We start from the raw sequence: 17,400 nt of genomic DNA, 5'->3' as shown, positions 1-17,400 counted from the left end.
TAGTGGTGGAGCCAAACGGGATCGAACCGTTGACCTCCTGCGTGCAAGGCAGGCGCTCTCCCAGCTGAGCTATGGCCCCGTATTTCTACAGGCGTTTCCCACACAAAATTGGTGGGTCTGGGCAGATTCGAACTGCCGACCTCACCCTTATCAGGGGTGCGCTCTAACCAACTGAGCTACAGACCCAATTTCGGGCTGCTTCTTATCGTCTTCTTCAATGAATCAAGCAATTCGTGTGGGAACTTATGGAGCAGCTGATGTCGTCGATTAAGGAGGTGATCCAGCCGCAGGTTCCCCTACGGCTACCTTGTTACGACTTCACCCCAGTCATGAATCACACCGTGGTAACCGTCCTCCCGAAGGTTAGACTAGCTACTTCTGGTGCAACCCACTCCCATGGTGTGACGGGCGGTGTGTACAAGGCCCGGGAACGTATTCACCGCGACATTCTGATTCGCGATTACTAGCGATTCCGACTTCACGCAGTCGAGTTGCAGACTGCGATCCGGACTACGATCGGTTTTGTGGGATTAGCTCCACCTCGCGGCTTGGCAACCCTCTGTACCGACCATTGTAGCACGTGTGTAGCCCAGGCCGTAAGGGCCATGATGACTTGACGTCATCCCCACCTTCCTCCGGTTTGTCACCGGCAGTCTCCTTAGAGTGCCCACCATTACGTGCTGGTAACTAAGGACAAGGGTTGCGCTCGTTACGGGACTTAACCCAACATCTCACGACACGAGCTGACGACAGCCATGCAGCACCTGTCTCAATGTTCCCGAAGGCACCAATCTATCTCTAGAAAGTTCATTGGATGTCAAGGCCTGGTAAGGTTCTTCGCGTTGCTTCGAATTAAACCACATGCTCCACCGCTTGTGCGGGCCCCCGTCAATTCATTTGAGTTTTAACCTTGCGGCCGTACTCCCCAGGCGGTCAACTTAATGCGTTAGCTGCGCCACTAAAAGCTCAAGGCTTCCAACGGCTAGTTGACATCGTTTACGGCGTGGACTACCAGGGTATCTAATCCTGTTTGCTCCCCACGCTTTCGCACCTCAGTGTCAGTATTAGTCCAGGTGGTCGCCTTCGCCACTGGTGTTCCTTCCTATATCTACGCATTTCACCGCTACACAGGAAATTCCACCACCCTCTACCATACTCTAGTCAGTCAGTTTTGAATGCAGTTCCCAGGTTGAGCCCGGGGATTTCACATCCAACTTAACAAACCACCTACGCGCGCTTTACGCCCAGTAATTCCGATTAACGCTTGCACCCTCTGTATTACCGCGGCTGCTGGCACAGAGTTAGCCGGTGCTTATTCTGTCGGTAACGTCAAAACAATCACGTATTAGGTAACTGCCCTTCCTCCCAACTTAAAGTGCTTTACAATCCGAAGACCTTCTTCACACACGCGGCATGGCTGGATCAGGCTTTCGCCCATTGTCCAATATTCCCCACTGCTGCCTCCCGTAGGAGTCTGGACCGTGTCTCAGTTCCAGTGTGACTGATCATCCTCTCAGACCAGTTACGGATCGTCGCCTTGGTGAGCCATTACCCCACCAACTAGCTAATCCGACCTAGGCTCATCTGATAGCGCAAGGCCCGAAGGTCCCCTGCTTTCTCCCGTAGGACGTATGCGGTATTAGCGTCCGTTTCCGAACGTTATCCCCCACTACCAGGCAGATTCCTAGGCATTACTCACCCGTCCGCCGCTCTCAAGAGAAGCAAGCTTCTCTCTACCGCTCGACTTGCATGTGTTAGGCCTGCCGCCAGCGTTCAATCTGAGCCATGATCAAACTCTTCAGTTCAAACATCTTTGGGTTTTTAAGAAACCCTAAACTTGGCTCAGCAATCGTTGGTTATTCTTTGATTTCTCGCGGAGTAACTTGTGATGCTGATAATCTTGTTGACTATCAGTCTGACTCCACAAGCACCCACACGAATTGCTTGATTCAGTTGTTAAAGAGCGGTTGGTTAAGATGTTTCGTCTCAACCGAGGCGCGCATTCTACAGCAGCCTCACTTGCTGTCAAGTGATTATTTTCAGAAGTTTTCGAAGAACTCTTCAACAACTTCAACCACTTGCGCTTCCGATCTCTCGTTAGCGGGAGGCGAATTCTACAGCGTTACACGCTGCTGTCAACACCTCTTTTTCTCCGCTTTCGACCGAGAAGATCGAAACGTTAATAGCGCCAAACAACACCGCACTATCAACTTCTTCTGGACTTCGATGAACTGAAGCAACTCGCTGTCGAATCTTGCATAACTACTTGTTTACCAAGGAGTTTTCCGTTTCGACTGCGCCGGAAGTGGGGCGAATTATAGACGTCCAGAATCTGCCGTCAACCCCTAAATTTGCATTCCCTATCAATTAGTTGAGGTTGATTAAAAAGTCATCAATTACCCACTCCTCTATATAGAAGAGAAAGGTCAGATAACGCCAGCCTCTTTCAGAACAGCGACTTTCTCAGGACTCATCCCCAACAAAGCCTGCAGCACCTGGGCCGTATGCTCCCCTAATAGAGGAGGGGGGCTGCGATATTCAACAGGCGTCTTGGACAGCCGCATCGGGCTGGCAACCTGAGGCACTCTGCCGGCCAGTACATGAGACAGCTCCATCGCCAGACCACGCGACTTGACCTGCGGATCGGCAAACACCTGCGCAAGATCATTGATCGGCCCACACGGCACACCGACACGCTCCAGCGATGACACCCACTCGGCTGTCGTCTTGAAAACGGTGACCTGGCGAATCAACGGGATCAACTGCGCTCGGTTGGCCACCCGCATCTGGTTGGTGGCGAAACGCGCATCATCCGCCCACTGCGACTGCCCGGCAGCTTCAGCGAACTTGCGAAACTGCGCGTCATTACCCACCGTCAGGATAAAATCGCCGTCGGCCGTGGGGAAGTCCTGATACGGCACGATGTTCGGATGAGCATTACCCAGGCGTTTGGGCGAAACACCTGTGGTCAGGTAATTCATCGCCTGGTTGGCCAGGCAAGCCACCTGCACATCCAGTAACGCCATATCGATATGTTGTCCCCCACCGTCGTGGTCGCGGTGCGCCAGCGCCGCCAGGATCGCCACGCTTGAGTAAAGGCCCGTCAGAATGTCCGTCAACGCCACCCCAACCTTCACCGGCCCCGCCCCCTCATCATCCTCCGACCGGCCGGTCAGGCTCATGAGCCCACCCAACCCCTGGATCATGAAGTCATAGCCCGCGCGCGACGCATACGGCCCCGTCTGACCAAACCCCGTAATCGAGCAATAAATCAGCTCCGGGTTGATCGCCTTGAGCGACTCATAGTCCAGCCCATACGCGGCGAGGCCACCCACCTTGAAATTCTCGATCAGAATGTCGGACTTGGCCGCCAGCTCCCGCACCAGCTTCTGCCCCTCCGGCCGGGTGAAGTCGATGGTCACCGACTCCTTATTGCGGTTAGCCGACAGGTAATACGCCGCCTCACTCGTGTTCTCGCCGTATGCGTCCTTAAGGAACGGAGGCCCCCACGCGCGGGTGTCATCACCCTTACCCGGCCGCTCAACCTTGATCACCTCAGCCCCAAGGTCCGCAAGAATCTGCCCAGCCCAAGGGCCTGCAAGCACTCGCGATAAATCCAGTACCCGTAAATGCGAAAGCGCGCCCATGCCCATGCTCCTATTAATAGAAAGCCTGGAGACCGGTTTGCGCACGCCCAAGAATCAGAGCGTGCACATCGTGGGTGCCTTCATAGGTGTTGACCACCTCAAGATTGACAAGGTGACGCGCCACCCCGAACTCATCGGAGATCCCGTTGCCGCCCAACATATCCCGCGCCATACGCGCGATATCCAGGGACTTGCCGCACGAGTTGCGCTTCATGATCGATGTGATCTCGACCGCAGCCGTGCCCTCGTCTTTCATCCGCCCCAGACGCAGGCAGCCTTGCAAGGCCAGGGTGATTTCGGTCTGCATGTCGGCCAGCTTCTTCTGAATCAACTGGGTGGCGGCCAACGGTCGCCCGAACTGCTGGCGATCAAGGGTGTATTGGCGAGCAGTGTGCCAACAGAATTCCGCGGCACCCAATGCGCCCCACGAAATGCCGTAACGCGCCGAGTTGAGGCACGTAAAAGGCCCTTTCAAACCGCGCACGTCGGGAAAAATGTTCTCTTCCGGCACAAATACGTTTTCCATCACGATCTCACCGGTGATGGAAGCCCGAAGCCCCACCTTGCCGTGAATCGCCGGAGCACTCAGGCCCTTCCAGCCTTTCTCCAATACAAATCCACGGATATCACCGGCATCGTCCTTGCCCCACACCACGAACACATCCGCGATCGGGCTATTGGTGATCCACATCTTGGCGCCGGTCAGGCTGTAGCCGCCTTCCACTTTGCGTGCACGGGTAATCATCGCGCCAGGGTCGGAACCATGGTCAGGTTCCGTCAGGCCAAAACAGCCGATCCACTCGCCGGACGCCAGCTTCGGCAGGTACTTCTGTTTCTGCGCCTCGGTGCCGAACTCATTGATCGGCACCATGACCAGTGACGATTGCACACTCATCATCGAGCGATAACCCGAATCGACACGCTCCACTTCGCGAGCAATCAACCCGTAGCTGACGTAATTCAAACCGCTGCCACCGTACTGCTCGGGAATCATTGCACCGAGCAATCCGGTCTCGCCCATTTCACGGAAGATGGCAGGGTCGGTCTTTTCATGGCGGAAGGCTTCAAGAACGCGCGGCGCCAGCTTGTCCTGCGCGAATTGCTCGGCCGTGTCGCGCACCATGCGCTCCTCTTCGGTGAGCTGTTGATCCAGCAGAAGCGGATCGATCCAGTTGAAGCTTGCCTTGCCAGCCATGAATAAGTCCTCGGTGAGAGATTCAGAAGTCGTGCATGCAGCGTAGGTCGGGCAAGAGGAGACGGCAAACGAGGTTTCCGCATAGCCTTGTGATAATTTGTCACTTCGTAATACTCAAGATCGCCGCAGACGCGCCTTTGATGTGAGAGCACGGTACATGCGCAGAAAAATCCCCAGCACCACCGCCCTCGTCAGTTTCGAAGCCGCGGCCCGTCACGAGAGCTTTACCAAGGCGGCCTACGAGCTTTCCATTACTCAGGGCGCCATTTGTCGACAGATTGCCAGCCTTGAAGAGTTTTTGAGTGTCGAGCTGTTTCGTCGCTCGCGACGCGGCGTCAAGTTAACGGAAGCCGGGCTGTCCTATAGCCGCAGAGTTGCCACGCAACTGGATGCCGTAGAACGCGACACTTTGTCGGTGATGGGCCAGCAGGGCACCAATGTCATCGAGCTGGCCGTGGTGCCGACTTTTGGTACGCAATGGCTGATCCCCCGCCTGAAGGACTTTCAGCACCAGCACCCGGAAGTCACCGTCAACCTGACCAACCGTACGCGCCCGTTCCTGTTTGCCGACACGGAATTCGACGCGGCCATCTACTTTGGCGACGCCGACTGGTCCGGTACCGAATCCCACAGGTTGATGGGCGAAAACCCCGTGCCGGTCTGCAGCCCAGGACTGCTCGGCACGCGCAAATGTTTCAGCCCGCAGGAAATAGCGGAACGGCCGCTGCTGCAACAGACCACGCGCCCTTATGCCTGGCGCCAGTGGTTCAACGCCCAACAGCTGAATGTACCTCGCGACATGACAGGCCCCCGTTACGAGCTGTTCTCGATGCTGTCCCAGGCAGCCATGCATGACATGGGCATCGCCCTGATTCCGCCCTTCCTTATCCAGCGAGAGCTTGAAGAACAGCGATTGGTGATCGCCAACCCTGAAGCGCTGGCCAGCACCAAAGCCTATTTCCTCATGATTCCCGAGAGAAAGGTCGGATCCGCCTCATTACATGCTTTCAGAGACTGGCTGATTGAGCAGTCACGGCGTTACAGCCCCAGCATTTAAAGGGAAACAGCAATTTGCTGACCTTGTAGTCAAATATTTTAAAGCCCTACAGATATATTTATATGTCGCAATTGAGCCGACTGTATTCCCCATCCAAAAAAAGCTTCAACCTCATTATTTTCAAGGGTTGCAGCGACTCTCAATGTTCAATCCACGACGTTTCATAGCAGTCCTGAAAAAACACGCTATAAACACAGTTACCCGTCTAACTATATGATGTTGAACAGGTTAATCCATCATATTGCGACAATCAGTCACACGGTGACTTGTAGTTAATTATTCGTCACCCGTCATAATCCCTTGAAGGCCGTAAAGTTCGCCTGCAAAATGCCGCGCCCCGCTGTCATTTCTGCGGGGTCGTGCTGATCGGCCGCCCCAGTTGCGCCACTCGCGGTGCACTGGCCTTTTTACAAAAAGATCAAAAGCAAAAAGATCATGCAGGAGATTTGACGTGCACATTGGTGTTCCTCTCGAAACCCAGACCGGTGAAACGCGGGTGGCTGCCACCCCGGAAACCATCAAGAAGCTGATCGGCCAGGGCCACAAGGTCACGGTACAAAGCGGAGCAGGCGCCAAGGCCAGCATCGTCGACAGCGCCTATGAAACGGCCGGCGCAACCATTGGCAGTGCCAACGATGCCTTTGGCGCCGAGCTGATTCTCAAGGTCGTGGCACCCAGCGACAGCGAACTGGCGCTGATCAAAAGTGGCACCGTCCTGGTGGGCATGCTCAACCCGTTCAGCAACGAAACCATCGCCAGGCTCGCCGGGCACGGCATCACTGCCTTCGCCCTCGAAGCGGCGCCGCGTACATCACGCGCCCAAAGCCTCGACGTGCTGTCCTCCCAGGCCAACATCGCCGGTTACAAGGCCGTGTTGCTGGCCGCGCACCACTACCCGCGCTTCATGCCGATGCTGATGACTGCCGCAGGCACCGTGAAAGCGGCGCGCGTGTTGATCCTTGGCGCCGGCGTCGCAGGCCTGCAGGCCATCGCGACAGCGAAACGCCTGGGTGCGGTGATCGAAGCGTCCGACGTGCGTCCGGCAGTAAAAGAACAAATCGAGTCCCTCGGTGCCAAGTTCGTTGACGTGCCCTACGAAACTGATGAAGAACGGGAATGCGCGGTCGGTGTCGGCGGTTACGCACGCCCGATGCCCGCCAGCTGGATGCAGCGTCAGGCCCTGGCCGTGCATGAACGCGCCAAACAGGCCGATATCGTCATCACCACCGCCCTGATCCCCGGCCGCAAGGCGCCAACCCTGCTCAGCGCCGAGACCGTTGCGCAGATGAAGCCTGGCTCGGTGGTTATCGACCTCGCCGCCGCCCAGGGTGGCAACTGCCCACTGACCGTCGCCGATCAGGTCGTCGTGGAAAACGGCGTGATCATCTGCGGCCCGACCAACCTCGCCGGCGCCGTGGCCGCCGACGCCTCGGCCCTGTACGCGCGCAACCTGCTGGACTTCCTGAAGCTGGTGTTCACCAAGGAAGGGCAGTTTGAAATCAACCTCGAAGACGACATCGTCGCCGCGTGCCTGATGTGCCGCGACGGCCAAGTCATCCGCAAAAACGCCTAAGCAGGGATTCAGACAATGGAAGAGCTTATCTCCCCGGGTATCTACAACCTGATCATCTTTGTGCTGGCGATTTATGTCGGTTACCACGTGGTCTGGAACGTTACACCCGCGCTGCACACGCCATTGATGGCGGTGACCAACGCGATTTCGGCAATCGTGATCGTCGGCGCCATGCTGGCCGCCGCCCTCACGGTGACGCCGCTGGGCAAGACCATGGGCACCCTGGCCGTGGCCCTGGCGGCGGTGAACGTGTTCGGTGGTTTCCTGGTGACTCGTAGGATGCTTGAGATGTTCAAGAAGAAAGCGCCCAAGGTTAAAGAAGAGGTGCAGAAATAATGAGCATGAATCTGGTGACGACGCTCTACCTGATCGCGTCGATCTGTTTCATCCAGGCCCTCAAAGGCCTGTCGCACCCCACCACGTCACGACGCGGCAACCTGTTCGGCATGCTCGGCATGGCGCTGGCGGTACTCACTACCGTGGGCCTCATCTATAAGCTCGGCGCTGAACTCGCGACGGCCGGCATCGGCTATGTGATCGTCGGCCTGCTGATCGGCGGCACCGCCGGCTCGATCATGGCCAAGCGCGTGGAAATGACCAAGATGCCAGAGCTGGTGGCGTTCATGCACAGCATGATTGGCCTGGCTGCGGTATTTATTGCAATTGCCGCTGTGGTCGAGCCGCAATCGCTGGGTATCGTCAAACAACTGGGTGATGCGATTCCTGCCGGTAACCGCCTGGAACTGTTCCTCGGCGCAGCCATCGGCGCCATCACCTTCTCCGGTTCGGTGATCGCCTTCGGCAAGCTGTCGGGCAAGTACAAATTCCGCCTGTTCCAGGGCGCGCCGGTACAGTTCGCCGGTCAGCATAAGCTGAACCTGGTGCTTGGTCTGACAACACTGGGCCTGGGCCTGCTGTTCATGCTCACCGGCAACCTCACAGCTTTCGCGCTGATGCTGGCCCTGGCGTTTGTACTGGGCGTGCTGATCATCATCCCCATCGGCGGCGCTGACATGCCGGTGGTGGTGTCGATGCTCAACAGCTATTCCGGCTGGGCGGCGGCAGGTATCGGCTTTTCGCTGAACAACTCGATGCTGATCATCGCCGGCTCGCTGGTCGGCTCCAGCGGCGCGATCCTGTCGTACATCATGTGCAAGGCCATGAACCGTTCCTTCTTTAATGTGCTGCTCGGCGGTTTCGGCAATGCGCCGGATGCCGGTGCGGCGGCAGGGTCGAAAGAAGCGCGCCCGGTGAAGTCCGGCTCGGCCGACGACGCGACTTTCCTGCTGACCAATGCCGACACCGTGATCATCGTCCCAGGCTACGGCCTGGCCGTGGCACGCGCGCAGCATGCGCTCAAGGAACTGACCGAGAAGCTCACCCACCGCGGCGTCACCGTAAAGTACGCGATCCACCCCGTGGCCGGCCGTATGCCAGGGCACATGAACGTACTGCTGGCCGAGGCGGAAGTGCCTTACGACCAGGTGTTCGAGATGGAGGACATCAACTCCGAGTTCGGCCAGGCCGACGTGGTGCTGGTGCTGGGCGCAAACGACGTGGTCAACCCGGCCGCCAAGAACGACCCGAACTCGCCGATTGCCGGCATGCCAATCCTCGAGGCATTCAAGGCCAAAACCATCATCGTCAACAAGCGCTCGATGGCCAGCGGCTATGCCGGGCTGGACAACGAACTGTTCTACCTCGACAAGACCATGATGGTCTTTGGTGATGCCAAAAAAGTCATTGAAGATATGGTGAAGGCCGTCGAATAACCTGCTCCAGCGCAACACACCAAACCCCGGCCTGTCGTAGGCTGGGGTTTTTTAATGCGCGGGTAAAACCGACCAAAGGCTCTACATCAAGCGTTGGCATGCGACCATGGTAGCGCGCCGAAACTTTTTGAAATGACTAAACTGCGCACCTTGCCTCCGTAGCCCGAGATAACTATCCATGTACCGTGATCGTATCCGCTTGCCTTCATTGATGAACAAGGTCATGAGCGCGGCCGACGCCGCCGCACTGATCGAGGACGGCATGACCGTCGGCATGAGCGGCTTCACCCGCGCCGGCGAAGCCAAGGCCGTGCCCCACGCCCTGGCCGAACGCGCCAGAATTTCACCGCTGAAAATCACCCTGATGACCGGCGCCAGCCTGGGCAACGACCTGGACAAGCAATTGACCGAAGCCGGTGTGCTGTCCCGCCGCATGCCGTTCCAGGTCGACAGCACCCTGCGCAAGGCGATCAACGCCGGCCAAGTGATGTTCATCGATCAGCACCTGTCGGAAACCGTCGAGCAATTACGCAACAACCAGCTCAAGTTGCCGGACATTGCCGTGATCGAAGCGATCGCCATCACCGAGCAGGGGCATATCGTGCCCACCACGTCGGTGGGCAACTCGGCCAGCTTTGCGATTTTCGCCAAACAGGTAATCGTCGAAATCAACCTGGCGCACAACCCGAATCTGGAAGGGTTGCACGACATCTATATCCCGACCTACCGACCGACCCGCACACCGATCCCGCTGGTGAATGTCGACGATCGCATCGGCAGTACCGCGATTCCGATTCCACCGGAAAAGATCGTCGCCATCGTCATCACCAACCAGGCGGATTCGGCTTCGACCGTGACGCCACCGGACAGCGACACCCAGGGCATCGCCGATCACCTGATCAACTTCCTCAAGCAGGAAGTCGACGCCGGGCGCATGACCAACAGGCTCGGCCCGCTGCAGGCCGGCATCGGCAATATCGCCAACGCGGTGATGTGCGGCCTGATCGAATCGCCGTTCGAAGACCTGACCATGTATTCGGAAGTGTTGCAGGATTCGACATTCGACCTGATCGACGCCGGCAAGCTGAGCTTCGCCTCCGGCAGCTCCATCACCTTGTCGGAACGTCGCAATGCAGACGTATTCGGCAACCTGGAACACTACAAGGACAAGCTGGTACTGCGCCCACAGGAGATTTCCAATCACCCTGAAGTGGTGCGGCGCCTGGGTATTATCGGTATCAACACGGCGCTGGAGTTCGACATCTACGGCAACGTCAACTCCACCCACGTTTGCGGCACGCGCATGATGAACGGCATCGGCGGCTCCGGCGACTTCGCGCGCAATGCGCATCTGGCGATCTTCGTCACCAAGTCGATTGCCAAGGATGGCGCGATTTCCAGTGTGGTGCCGATGGTCAGCCATGTGGACCACACCGAGCATGACGTCGATATCCTCGTGACCGAAGTCGGCCTGGCCGACCTGCGCGGCCTGGCGCCACGGGAAAGGGCGCGGGTGATCATCGACAACTGCGTGCACCCGGCGTACCGCGATGCCCTCAACCGTTACTTTGAAGCTGCCTGCGCTATCGGCGGGCATACGCCGCACATCCTGCGCGAAGCACTGAGCTGGCACATTAACCTGGAAGAAACCGGGCATATGCTCAAGGCGTGATGGATACAGATTCGAGCTGATGCAAACACAGTTTGCTCAGCTCGCAGCCAACGCCCGCAGTTATGTAAAAAACTGTACTGCTGTACTGGTCATTTCTTACCGAAATATCCTACGCCTCAGCTCGAAATTACTTATTTCGCACTGTTTCAGTGCGGACAGGTACAGTTGCCCCATTTCCGTACAGTACAGCACCTTTAAACAGTTAACTGGGCCCTCACAATACAGGTGAACTGTATCTGGAGAGTCTTGCGCCCGAGGAGGATCATTGGCATCAGTTAAACCACTACCTAATCCCGCCATAAGCGGAAGGATGCAATCATGGAACGTACACTCAGTTCCGAACTGTTCTTCGAAGAAAAAGCTGTAAATAACCAGGCTTCCATGCCTTTGCGCGTTCTGGCCAACCTGATGTTGTGGCAGCGCCGCATCTCCAGCCGCCATCAACTGGCTCGCCTGGATTCGCGTCTGCTGGCTGACGCAGGTATCAGCGAAGCTCAACGCTACGAAGAGCTGAGCAAGCCGTTCTGGCGCTGATTGGCGCTCGCTGGCCCTGACCTTCCGGGTCCAACGCCAGCAATCTGATTTGTCAAAACAAAGCCCGCCCCGGGAGACCGGAGGCGGGTTTTGTTGTATTCGGCGTTTGGATCTGAAAACGATTTACTTCGAAAACAGTACAGTTCTTATAAACTAAAAAAGCACCAGTACAATTCAAGCAGCGATATAAAATTACCCGAACACTCAAGCGGCAGCCTAATATCCCGCTACTACGTGGCGAACCGTGCAGAGCTGACGTCTGATTGCTCGATGGCAACATTGCCCACAGCGCAGAGGTCCTGCGCCACCTTGATTGTTCATCCACAGGAGTCACCCCATGTCCCGTCTTCGTCTATTGAGCGCTGCCACGCTTCTCGTTGTGGCCGCCAATGCTCACGCCAGCAGCTTTATCGTCACCACCGATTCCATCGTCGGCGCGCTGAAAGCCACATCCGATGCAACCTCCGACGCCACGTCCTCCCTGCGCGACAACAAAGTCGTACGCGCCGCCCGTGACGACGCCGCCAGTTTTGTCGCCAGTGAAGGTGCTATCCGTGGCGTGAAGCTGGAGAGCGCCCTGGCGCAGATCCGCCAACAGGCGCCGCAGCTCAATACCGCAACCGATGCACAACTGGCCCAGGCGATCCTGGCCATCTGATAACCGCGGTGTAGGAAAAGGGAGCGCCAGCCGCTCCCAAACGCCGCTGCGCTGGCTCTCGCCGGGGCATTGCGCTAGCCTTGGCGCTCGTTTTCAAGCGTCGAGTCCCATGGCTTTTTCTTACCGACTGTTCACTGTTGCCGCGTTGATGTGTGCTGGCTGGTCACCGTTGGCTTCGGCCTTTGACGTGACCGTGCAGAGCACCGTCGTCAGCGTGTACGCCACCAGCAAGGTGACGTCCGCCCCCTTCGACAGAAAAAGAGTACTGGCCGCACGGGATGATGCTGCCGCTTTCATTGCCACTGACGGCCAATGGCGGGGCGCACGCCTGGAGTCTGCGCTGGATTACCTGCGCCGCACCCGGCCAAAACTTCATGCAAGCGACCTTGAACTGGCGCAGGCAATTCTCGTCCAATCATCATCTTAATATTCTGGAGCCATTCCATGCGTAGCCCGCTGATCGTCGCCGTCCTCGGCCTGCTGTTCCTGGCGGATGTCGCCCAGGCGCAAACCCTCAAGGCCACCAGTAACATCGTCGTCCGTGCCTCAGCGCGCACCATCGACTTCACCTCGGACACCACCACCTCCATCCGCGACTCCAAAGTCGTGCGTGAAGCCCACGATGATGCTGCCAGTTTCGTCGCCACCCATGGCGAGATCCGCGGCGCACAACTCGAAGCCGCCTTCGACACCCTGCGCACCCGCGTGCCCGAAGCCCGCGACGCCACTGACCAGACCCTCGCCGAAGCTATTCTCGCTCTGTGAGGCGCCTGCTCGCCTGGCTCCTGGCCGGGACTGTGCTGCTGTGTAGCGGCGCAGCCCAGGCCAGCCTGCAACTGCGGCTCAAGACCGAAGGCCTGAGCCCCGCCGAACAGCAGGCCAGCCAGGCGCTGCTCGATGAAGCGATGCGCGCCTTGCCGCCCCGTTTTATCGAGCAACTGGACCGCCGCATCGATGTCGGCTGGACCGACCAGATGCCCGAAAACGCTTACGGCCAGGCCTCGCTGGTGTCCGAGCTCGACCTCAACCGCAACCTGCTCGCCAGCCTCACCGACGGCAGCGCTGCCACCCAGAAGACCCATCGCCCGCACGGCACCGTGCGCCGGGAAATGCTCGCCACCGTGCTGCATGAACTGACCCACATCTACGACCGTGCGCGCCTGTGGTCCAAAGACGAGCGCGCGCTGATCAACCGCTGCAGCCGCCAGAACAGCATCACCGGCCTGATCGGCCTGCCCGACCAATGCCGGGGTCAGAACAACCGCCGCTTCACCCTCAGCGATGATCCACGCCTGCTGGACATCGCTGGCTGGCCGCAATATGTGGGCCGTCGCGGCGAACGCGAACAACACAACCGCCAGATCGCGCGCAGCCCGGACATCTACGAAACCACCAGCCCGCTGGAGTTCGTGGCGGTCAACATGGAGTACTTCCTCCTCGACCCAAGCTACGCCTGCCGTCGCCCTTCGCTGTTCCGCTATTACAAAGAACACTTCGGCTGGGCGCCGCCCCAGCAGGACGCCTGCGAAAAGACCTACGCCTTCCTCAACGCCGGCAATGACTTTGCCAAAACGCCACTGGGCCACGTCGATCCCGAGCGCGTCTACGAAATCGACTACCTGCTCGCCGAAGCCAACCAGAATTTGGTCAGCCGCTGGGGGCATAGTATGTTGCGTCTGGTGATCTGCGCCCCCGGGCGCCCTCGTGGCCCGGATTGTCGGCTGGACCTGGACCAGCATCTGGTGTTGTCCTACCGCGCATTCGTCGGTGACGTACAACTGTCGAGCTGGGACGGCCTGGTGGGCAAGTACCCGTCACGCCTGTTCGTGCTGCCGCTGGCCCAGGTGATCGACGAGTACACCAAAACCGAGCTGCGCGGCCTGGCCTCCGTACCGTTGAAGCTGTCGCGCCAGGAGATCAACGACACCGTCGAACACGCCGCCGAGATGCACTGGAGCTACGACGGCAACTATTTCTTCATCTCCAACAACTGCGCCGTCGAAAGCCTCAAGCTGTTGCGCAGCGGCAGCGCCAACCCGCAACTGACCGGGCTGGACAACATCACCCCCAATGGCCTGCTCGAAGTGCTGCAAGCCCGGGGCCTGGCGGACACCAGCGTACTGGACGACAAACGCAAGGCATTGCGCCTGGGTTACCACTTCGACTCGTTCCGTGAGCGCTACCAGGCGATGTTCGATGTGCTGCGCAAATACCTGCCGATCAAGCAGACCGAGGTCGAAGACTGGCTGTCGCTGAGTGCCCAGGAGCGCCGTCAATGGTTCGACCAGGCCGACCTGCGCACCAGCGCCGCGTTGCTGCTGCTGGAGCAGGCCAGCTTTCGCAGACAGTTGATGCTGGCGCAGGACGAAGTCAAACAACGCTACCTCGGTGCCCGCGAGTTGAAGAACGGTGGCATGGAGAAGGCCAACGCCACGCTGCAACAGATCCTCGCCAACAGCGGCTTCCTCAGCCGCCCGGCGGAGCTGCTTGGCAGCAGCGGTTACGGTCTGCCGCAGCCGTCGGAAGCCAAGCGTCTTGAATCGGAGAGCGCCGAACGCCAGAAACAACTGCAATCGCTGACTGGCGAGCTGGATAAAGAGGTGAGGGCGCTGCTGGAGCCATCCCGCGCCGCCGAGATCGCCGCGTGCGAGGCGAATCTCAAGCAAGTCGGCGAGCACCTGCGCAGCCTCCATAAAGCCGCTGGCGGCCTCGAACTGCCGTAGACCCTGTGTTGCACCACAATCCAGATCTGGGAAGGGGCTTGCTCCCTCCCACATAAAGCCAGGCTATATAAATTCAAGCAGTGTGAAATTTTTTACCGTGTGTCCCCCGTTTCCCCGGCGAAAGCTGGCTGAAAGCTTACGCGTCTAGGATCGCCCTCACTGTCGGCAACAGACCGACTGTTAACAACAACAATGGTGATCCCTGATGTCCGCTAGTAACCGCCTGCTTGCCCTCACTCCCCCCGTACGCCTCGTGCCTTTCGTTCTGCGCTGACCCCAACCGGTTCGCCATTCCCTAGCCGCGCTACGCCTGGAGTATCCCTATGCTGACTTTCCTTGGCTTTGCCATGGTCATCACGTTCATGTTCCTGATCATGACCAAGCGCCTGTCCGCGCTGATCGCCTTGATCATCGTGCCGATCCTGTTCGCGCTGTTCGGCGGTTTCGCACCGAAGATCGGCCCGATGATGCTCGAAGGCATCACCAAGCTTGCGCCGACCGGCGTGATGCTGATGTTCGCCATCCTCTACTTTGCCCTGATGATCGACTCCGGCCTGTTCGACCCGGCCGTGCGCAAGATCCTCAAGATGGTCAAGGGCGACCCGCTGAAAGTGTCCGTGGGCACCGCCGTGCTGGCGTTGGTTGTGTCACTCGACGGTGACGGCGCCACCACCTACATGATCTGCGTGGCGGCCATGCTGCCGCTGTACAAACGCATCGGCATGAGCCCGCGGATCATGGCCGGCCTGATCATCCTCGCCGGTGGCGTGATGAACATGACCCCCTGGGGTGGCCCGACCGCCCGTGCCGCCAGCGCGCTGCATGTGGACCCGTCCGACATCTTCGTACCCATGATTCCGGCCATGGCTGCCGGCATCGTGGCGATCCTGGTGATCGCCTATATGTACGGCAAGCGCGAACGTGCACGCCTGGGTGAGCTGCACCTGCAGGGCGACGACATCGACCACAGCGACATCAGCGTGTCGCAATTCCCCGACGCCCGTCGTCCCAAGCTGATCTGGTTCAACGGCGCGCTGACCCTGGGCCTGATGTGCACACTGATCGCCGGCCTGTTGCCGCTGCCGGTGCTGTTCATGGTGGCGTTCAGTATCGCCATGATCGTCAACTACCCGTGCCTGCAACAACAGAAAGACCGCGTCGCCGCCCATGCCGGCAGCGTATTGGCGGTGGTCGGGTTGATCTTCGCCGCCGGTATCTTCACCGGCATCCTGTCGGGCACCGGCATGGTCGACGCCATGTCCAAGAGCCTGCTGGCGGTCATCCCGGAAGCCCTGGGTCCTTACCTGGCAGTGATCACCGCGCTGGTGAGTATGCCGTTCACGTTCTTCATGTCCAACGACGCGTTCTACTATGGCGTGCTGCCCGTACTGGCCGAAGCCGCCAGCCACTACGGCATCACCGCCGTGGAAATGGCCCGCGCCTCGATCGTTGGCCAACCGGTGCACTTGCTCAGCCCGCTGGTGCCTTCGACGTACCTGCTGGTGGCTCTGGCCGGTATCGAATTCGGCGATCACCAGCGCTTTACCCTGAAGTGGGCAGTGCTGGTATGCCTGTGCATAATGTTCGCCGCATTGCTGATGGGGATTTTTCCGCTGTTCAGCACTCTATAATCCTACCGACTCACTCACCGCGCGGCGCTGCAGCTTGCGCGGTTTAACATTTGCTCAAAGGAATACACATGGAATGGCTGACCAATCCGGAAATCTGGATTGCCTTCTTCACCCTGACGGCCCTCGAGATCGTCCTGGGCATCGATAACATCATCATGATTTCGATCCTGGTCAGTCGCATGCCCAAGCACATGCAGGCGCGCACCCGGATCTTCGGCCTGGCCCTGGCCATGGTCACGCGCATCCTGTTGCTGCTGTCGATCACCTGGGTCATGCAGCTCACGGCCGACCTGTTCGTGGTGTTCGGCCAGGGTATTTCCGGTCGCGACCTGATCCTGTTCTTCGGTGGCCTGTTCCTGCTGTGGAAAAGCTCCCAGGAGATGTACCACGCCCTCGAAGGTGAAGACGAATCCCAGGACGAACCCGGTGGCAAGGGTGGCAAGTTCATCTACACCATCATCCAGATCGCGATCATCGACATCGTGTTCTCCCTGGACTCGGTGATCACCGCCGTCGGCATGGTCTCCCATGTGCCGGTGATGGTCGCGGCGATTGTGGTCGCGGTGCTGGTGATGATGCTGGCGGCCGGCACCATCAGCGCGTTCATCGACAAGCACCCGTCGCTGAAGATGCTGGCGCTGTCGTTCCTGCTGGTGGTGGGTACCGTGCTGATCGCCGAATCCTTCGACGTGCACGTGCCAAAAGGCTACGTCTACTTCGCCATGGCGTTCTCACTGGCGGTGGAAGCGGTCAACATCAAGATGCGTACCGCCATCGCGAAAAAGAAGAAACAGCAGGACCCAGTGAAACTGCGCAAGGATGTTCCGGGTCAATAATCCCCGAGCCGCTGCTGAACGCTCCCACACTCCGCGTGGGAGCGCTCATCATGACAGTTTTGTTTCAATCCCTGATGTAGCTATGCGATGCTGGCGCGGAGC

General features: G+C 58.6%; 14 protein-coding genes, 2 tRNA genes and 1 rRNA gene. 12 read left to right on the top strand and 5 right to left on the bottom strand.

Translation table 11 applies throughout. The features are described 5' to 3' along the window. Positions 1–3: 3 nt before the first annotated feature. The 5 genes from RHM60_RS16985 to RHM60_RS16965 all read right to left on the bottom strand — a co-directional run bounded on the left by RHM60_RS16985 (position 4) and on the right by RHM60_RS16965 (position 4,842). Positions 4–79, bottom strand: a tRNA-Ala gene (locus RHM60_RS16985). A gap of 30 nt (positions 80–109) precedes the next feature. Next, positions 110–186, bottom strand: a tRNA-Ile gene (locus RHM60_RS16980). An 82-nt stretch (positions 187–268) separates the two neighbouring features. Next, positions 269–1,805: ribosomal RNA gene (locus tag RHM60_RS16975) — 16S ribosomal RNA — on the bottom strand. Between the two features lie 621 nt (positions 1,806–2,426). Further along, the gene (locus RHM60_RS16970; protein ID WP_322212251.1) at positions 2,427–3,647 is read right to left on the bottom strand and encodes a CaiB/BaiF CoA-transferase family protein; all 1,221 of its coding nucleotides are present in this window, start codon (positions 3,645–3,647) and stop codon (positions 2,427–2,429) included. 13 nt (positions 3,648–3,660) lie between these two features. After that, on the bottom strand, positions 3,661–4,842 hold the full coding sequence (locus RHM60_RS16965) for an acyl-CoA dehydrogenase (RefSeq protein WP_057006156.1): 1,182 nt from the start codon (positions 4,840–4,842) through the stop codon (positions 3,661–3,663). Positions 4,843–4,999: 157 nt separating this feature from the next. Here RHM60_RS16965 and RHM60_RS16960 point away from each other — a divergent pair, with 157 nt between their 5' ends. The 12 genes from RHM60_RS16960 to RHM60_RS16905 all read left to right on the top strand — a co-directional run bounded on the left by RHM60_RS16960 (position 5,000) and on the right by RHM60_RS16905 (position 17,298). After that, a complete protein-coding gene (locus RHM60_RS16960) occupies positions 5,000–5,899 on the top strand; it encodes a LysR family transcriptional regulator (RefSeq protein ID WP_209986947.1) in 900 nt (299 codons plus the stop codon). A 451-nt stretch (positions 5,900–6,350) separates the two neighbouring features. After that, positions 6,351–7,472 (top strand): Re/Si-specific NAD(P)(+) transhydrogenase subunit alpha, encoded by a 1,122-nt coding sequence (locus RHM60_RS16955; RefSeq protein ID WP_209986943.1) that lies wholly within the window; start codon positions 6,351–6,353, stop codon positions 7,470–7,472. Positions 7,473–7,487: 15 nt separating this feature from the next. Continuing rightward, on the top strand, positions 7,488–7,808 hold the full coding sequence (locus RHM60_RS16950; protein ID WP_025854291.1) for an NAD(P) transhydrogenase subunit alpha: 321 nt from the start codon (positions 7,488–7,490) through the stop codon (positions 7,806–7,808). Further along, on the top strand, positions 7,808–9,244 hold the full coding sequence (locus RHM60_RS16945) for an NAD(P)(+) transhydrogenase (Re/Si-specific) subunit beta (RefSeq protein ID WP_231422153.1): 1,437 nt from the start codon (positions 7,808–7,810) through the stop codon (positions 9,242–9,244). Before RHM60_RS16950 ends, RHM60_RS16945 begins: the two co-directional genes overlap by 1 nt. Positions 9,245–9,422: 178 nt before the next feature. Then, complete coding sequence (locus tag RHM60_RS16940; RefSeq protein WP_322212250.1) at positions 9,423–10,916, top strand: acetyl-CoA hydrolase/transferase family protein; 1,494 nt, start codon at positions 9,423–9,425, stop codon at positions 10,914–10,916. A gap of 318 nt (positions 10,917–11,234) precedes the next feature. After that, positions 11,235–11,450 carry a DUF1127 domain-containing protein gene (locus tag RHM60_RS16935; RefSeq protein WP_003233780.1) on the top strand — a complete coding sequence of 72 codons (216 nt, stop codon included), beginning with the start codon at positions 11,235–11,237 and terminating at the stop codon, positions 11,448–11,450. A gap of 337 nt (positions 11,451–11,787) precedes the next feature. Next, positions 11,788–12,108, top strand: coding sequence for a DUF2388 domain-containing protein (locus RHM60_RS16930; RefSeq protein ID WP_057006161.1), 321 nt, complete (start codon positions 11,788–11,790; stop codon positions 12,106–12,108). A 109-nt stretch (positions 12,109–12,217) separates the two neighbouring features. Further along, positions 12,218–12,535, top strand: coding sequence for a DUF2388 domain-containing protein (locus tag RHM60_RS16925; protein WP_231422154.1), 318 nt, complete (start codon positions 12,218–12,220; stop codon positions 12,533–12,535). Positions 12,536–12,552: 17 nt separating this feature from the next. Beyond that, on the top strand, positions 12,553–12,873 hold the full coding sequence (locus RHM60_RS16920; protein WP_209986930.1) for a DUF2388 domain-containing protein: 321 nt from the start codon (positions 12,553–12,555) through the stop codon (positions 12,871–12,873). Further along, a complete protein-coding gene (locus RHM60_RS16915) occupies positions 12,870–14,831 on the top strand; it encodes a DUF4105 domain-containing protein (protein ID WP_322212249.1) in 1,962 nt (653 codons plus the stop codon). Before RHM60_RS16920 ends, RHM60_RS16915 begins: the two co-directional genes overlap by 4 nt. A gap of 323 nt (positions 14,832–15,154) precedes the next feature. Continuing rightward, positions 15,155–16,462 carry a CitMHS family transporter gene (locus tag RHM60_RS16910; RefSeq protein ID WP_209986922.1) on the top strand — a complete coding sequence of 436 codons (1,308 nt, stop codon included), beginning with the start codon at positions 15,155–15,157 and terminating at the stop codon, positions 16,460–16,462. A 68-nt stretch (positions 16,463–16,530) separates the two neighbouring features. Beyond that, entirely contained in the window at positions 16,531–17,298 is a 768-nt protein-coding gene (locus RHM60_RS16905) for a TerC family protein (RefSeq protein WP_057006164.1), read from the top strand. The last annotated feature ends 102 nt before the right edge of the window (positions 17,299–17,400 follow it).

This window comes from Pseudomonas sp. MH9.3, from assembly GCF_034354675.1.
Classification (GTDB): domain Bacteria; phylum Pseudomonadota; class Gammaproteobacteria; order Pseudomonadales; family Pseudomonadaceae; genus Aquipseudomonas.
Note: the sequence above shows the minus strand (reverse complement) of the source record. Positions and strands in the feature narration are given on the sequence as shown.

Coding starts and splice junctions, on each gene's coding strand:
- RHM60_RS16970 (WP_322212251.1), bottom strand. CDS start 3,647: ATGGGCGCGCTTTCGCATTTACGGGTACTGGATTTATCGCGAGTGCTT.
- RHM60_RS16965 (WP_057006156.1), bottom strand. CDS start 4,842: ATGGCTGGCAAGGCAAGCTTCAACTGGATCGATCCGCTTCTGCTGGAT.
- RHM60_RS16960 (WP_209986947.1), top strand. CDS start 5,000: ATGCGCAGAAAAATCCCCAGCACCACCGCCCTCGTCAGTTTCGAAGCC.
- RHM60_RS16950 (WP_025854291.1), top strand. CDS start 7,488: ATGGAAGAGCTTATCTCCCCGGGTATCTACAACCTGATCATCTTTGTG.
- RHM60_RS16945 (WP_231422153.1), top strand. CDS start 7,808: ATGAGCATGAATCTGGTGACGACGCTCTACCTGATCGCGTCGATCTGT.
- RHM60_RS16940 (WP_322212250.1), top strand. CDS start 9,423: ATGTACCGTGATCGTATCCGCTTGCCTTCATTGATGAACAAGGTCATG.
- RHM60_RS16935 (WP_003233780.1), top strand. CDS start 11,235: ATGGAACGTACACTCAGTTCCGAACTGTTCTTCGAAGAAAAAGCTGTA.
- RHM60_RS16930 (WP_057006161.1), top strand. CDS start 11,788: ATGTCCCGTCTTCGTCTATTGAGCGCTGCCACGCTTCTCGTTGTGGCC.
- RHM60_RS16925 (WP_231422154.1), top strand. CDS start 12,218: ATGGCTTTTTCTTACCGACTGTTCACTGTTGCCGCGTTGATGTGTGCT.
- RHM60_RS16920 (WP_209986930.1), top strand. CDS start 12,553: ATGCGTAGCCCGCTGATCGTCGCCGTCCTCGGCCTGCTGTTCCTGGCG.
- RHM60_RS16910 (WP_209986922.1), top strand. CDS start 15,155: ATGCTGACTTTCCTTGGCTTTGCCATGGTCATCACGTTCATGTTCCTG.
- RHM60_RS16905 (WP_057006164.1), top strand. CDS start 16,531: ATGGAATGGCTGACCAATCCGGAAATCTGGATTGCCTTCTTCACCCTG.